Origin of the sequence: Paenibacillus sp. Dod16 (assembly GCF_049893405.1) — a bacterium.
Lineage (GTDB): Bacteria > Bacillota > Bacilli > Paenibacillales > Paenibacillaceae > Paenibacillus_AQ.
Window position 1 is genome coordinate 1 of sequence record NZ_JBNDYG010000102.1, and the last position, 3,514, is coordinate 3,514.

Consider the following 3,514-nt stretch of genomic DNA (forward strand, 5'->3'; position numbering starts at 1 on the left):
TGGACGTGTCCAAAACTGGGGCCAAATGCTGCTCCAGCTTTCGGTATTTTTCCCAGACCGGGTCGGTCAACACTTGCGTTAGATTCGCGACTTCCCCCTCGGGGGAATCTGTGCTTAAAAGAGTTTACACAAAATTATTGACAGACCCTAACATTACAAAAAATGGATAGTATTTCACTTAGTTTAACTATTTATTTCCTTTGTATTGTATGTTTTAAAATACTCCTCATAGTGCATATATAAGTTATTAAATAGTAATTCATGCGATCTGAGATCCTCTTCATCTAACTGCATCCCACTTACAATTTTTTTATGAATCTCTCCAGCTGCTATTATACTTGCTAAACTGAATTTTTTATCAAAGAATATAAAGTTATCATCTAAGTTATTTTTGTCTGTAGTAATATCTAATGCTTCAATAAACTCATTTGCAAAAAAATCCATAAGCTGCTCTTTTGTAGCAACACCAGCTTGAATAGCGTCCATTACCTTTAATTTTTTACTAAGATTTATTGCTTTATTAGCATCAACTAGTCTCCCATCTATATTAACACTGCTGCCTGAAGGTACGAATTTAGCAGGTAAACTCCAATTAATTTTCAAAATATCATCATGATCAGCATATTTAAATAGATTGGGAGAAGAAACCTGTTCTAAATTTAAATATTGCATAAGAAACAAATAGAATAACATTAAGTTCAGCTCAACAGAGTTTTCGATGATTACAGGCGTAGAATCTTGATTAGGTATTAGAACGAAATCCCTAAGTCCAGCTTTGTTAACATGAATAATTAATCCTTTATCTAAAATACAAATTATACTTATTTGATTCCCTACTTCAATTTCCTTATTGAAATCAATTAGATTTCCCAATAGAGTTTCAATACTAGTATCAGAAGTAAAAGCGAATACAAATCCAGCTGTGTTAGAATTAATGGGATAAATAGGATGCTTGGGAAGTTCACGCACACTTTTAATATTATTAACGCATTTTAGCAATTCAGTTTTATTTAATGAAGATTTGACTTCTATTGTAGCATACACACTTTCAATAGGAATCATTTGGGTAGTTTCCATATCTAACAATATAGGACTATTAAATGAATCATAAATAATACAATCTTGCTGGTTGCTTTGATACCCTCTACTGTCAATAATTGCTCCTCTACCCAAGGAAAACTTCAATGGAAAATAACCTTTCAAATATCTTATTAACAACTCTTCACGACTTGTTCCTCGTTCACCTGTATGCTTAATTTGTGAAGTAAGCTCTTCGAAATCGATCATCATCTTTTTGGCAGCCGTTTGTATTGCTCGAGTGATCATGTAATGCCTCTCTTTCTTTAATAAAGTTAATTAGCTTGATGTGTACCGTTCTATGACTTAAACCTATGATGTAAAAATCTAAGTTTAATATTATTCAAGTATGAATTGACTTAAAATGCATTCTCATAACTCAACTCCTTGAAGAAATCTATCTACAATTTCTCCTAATCCTGTTTAAACATTCCAACCACACATACACCTGAGTCATAAAGTGGTATTTGTGTAAAATTTAATTGTTTGCGTCTATATAACTTCTTAGCATCATCTATCTTTCTATAATGTCTCTACATTCGCATCATAAAGTTCAATTAAAGGTATCAAATCATAAAATGTCCTACATCTATTTAATATTAAAATTATCAGTGTATGTTTTTTTGACCTTGGTGTGTAATTGTAACTTTTAAACATTTGAGGATGATAAGGAAATCCTGAATACAATTCATATTCCATTGGATCTGCTCTTTCACAAGTTGGATAACAATCTGCTTGTAGTTATTAGTATTGTTCAAATAACCAAAAATTTTAATCTATAAGGGTTGGAACGTAACAAAATCCCCTCCAAAATTGCTCATCATGCTATTTTGAGAGGGGCACATATTTTATCCTGAATTTCGAAAGTATCGCTTCTTGAAAATATGAAAAGGGCTCCGAATCTTTGGTAGAATGGTGTTTACTTGGAACACTACACCCAAAGAGAGGAGCACCTTATAGGTGAAGTCTACCACAACGATCAGCAAAATTAAAACAGAATTTTCACTACAAAACGCAACGAGCTGCGGCGGCATCAAAATCTTCCTGGCCTTTCTCGAAAAAATCAAACTGCCGGAGGCGATGTGCAGCCTCTCCGGCGGCAAAGCGCGCAACTCCCTCTTCCCCGTTTACCGTATTCTGCTCTATCTCATCGTTGGCTGGATGCTTGGCTGCGAACGGATTTTTCATTTCCGTCGTTTGCAAAGCGACGTGCTGCTGAGGCGCTTTCTCGGCGGCCGCTGCCCGCATCACAGTCTGTTGTACAAGGAATTGATCCGGCTTGGTCGTTTCTGTCCCTCTCTGGTTAACGAACTGCGGAGGCTGAATCAAGAGATCATTCGACCCTGCTTGCCACCTGAGCTGATTCTCGATCTGGATTCCACGGTAGAGACCGTGTATGGCGATCAGTCCGGCGCGGCCAAAGGCACAAATCCACACAAGCCCGGGCGTAAGAGCTATCATCCCCTGCTTGCCTTTGAAGGCCAGAGCCGACTAAACTTGAACGCCGTGCTTCGACCGGGCAATACGCACTCTTCCACCGATGCGGCCGACTTCCTGCGGCAAACCTTTAGACTGCTCGACGAACACAAAGTGAAGTACGCAAGGTTCGACAAAGGCTTTGGCGGTGAAGATTTTTACAGCTTGTGGGAGCAGCACCACATCGGCTATGTCGGCAAGCTGAAATGGACCCAGCGGCTGGCCAAGGAAGTTGGGGCTTGTCGTTACTGGACGCGATATGTCGACGAAGAGTGGATCATCGAAGGTATTTGCTTGATCTACCAAGCGACCTCCTGGAACAAGGCGCGTCGTGTAGCGATCATCCGTAAGGCGCAAGTGTTCGAGGAGGGCCAAGGCCGCATTGTATTCGATTCGGACTGGCAGTACGAAGCCATGGTGACTAATCTGGAATGGGAACCGATCGATTTGTGGCGATTCTACAATCAGCGCTGCTGCATGGAAAATTACATTAAGGAAGCCAAGAACGGGTTTTCCATCGATCGCATTGCGACAGGTGATTTCAAAGCCAATGGTCTGGATCTGCTGATCAAGCTGCTGGCCTACAATTTGTTCGAGCGCTTCAAACGTGACTGCTGTGAGCCAGTCCATCAAGGCTATACGATTGCCCGGTTCCGTCTGGAATTCTTTTATTGCGCCGCAACGCTCATTCGGCATGGTCGCTCTATCCTACTCAAGCTTGCGAGGGACTTTCCCAGCCGTTATGTCTGGAAACGAATCGAGGTTCGAGTGGCGCAGTTAGAATAATGATAAGCAAAATTTTACATGGAAATCAGGACTGCCTCTTCATTGGGGAGGGGGAAAGACCATCTGCCGCAAGCTTCCGTCTCCACTAAAACATGGGAAACTCCCACCTTTTCACTTCTTAAGTCGCCATTGCTTTAGCATCTTGCATTGATCTTATGCACTTTCGAAATTCAGG

The 3,514-nt window shown here is 40.4% G+C and carries 2 protein-coding genes; one reads left to right on the forward strand and one right to left on the reverse strand.

What is annotated here, in order from left to right; translation table 11 throughout:
* Positions 1–183: 183 nt before the first annotated feature.
* The gene (locus tag ACPV3A_RS37440; RefSeq protein WP_426204967.1) at positions 184–1,326 is read right to left on the reverse strand and encodes a DUF6602 domain-containing protein; all 1,143 of its coding nucleotides are present in this window, start codon (positions 1,324–1,326) and stop codon (positions 184–186) included.
* 711 nt (positions 1,327–2,037) lie between these two features.
* On the opposite strand from ACPV3A_RS37440, the gene ACPV3A_RS37445 reads away from it, so the two are divergent.
* Positions 2,038–3,339, forward strand: a complete 1,302-nt coding sequence (locus ACPV3A_RS37445) for an IS1380 family transposase (RefSeq protein WP_009226929.1) — start codon at positions 2,038–2,040, stop codon at positions 3,337–3,339.
* Positions 3,340–3,514: the final 175 nt, after the last annotated feature.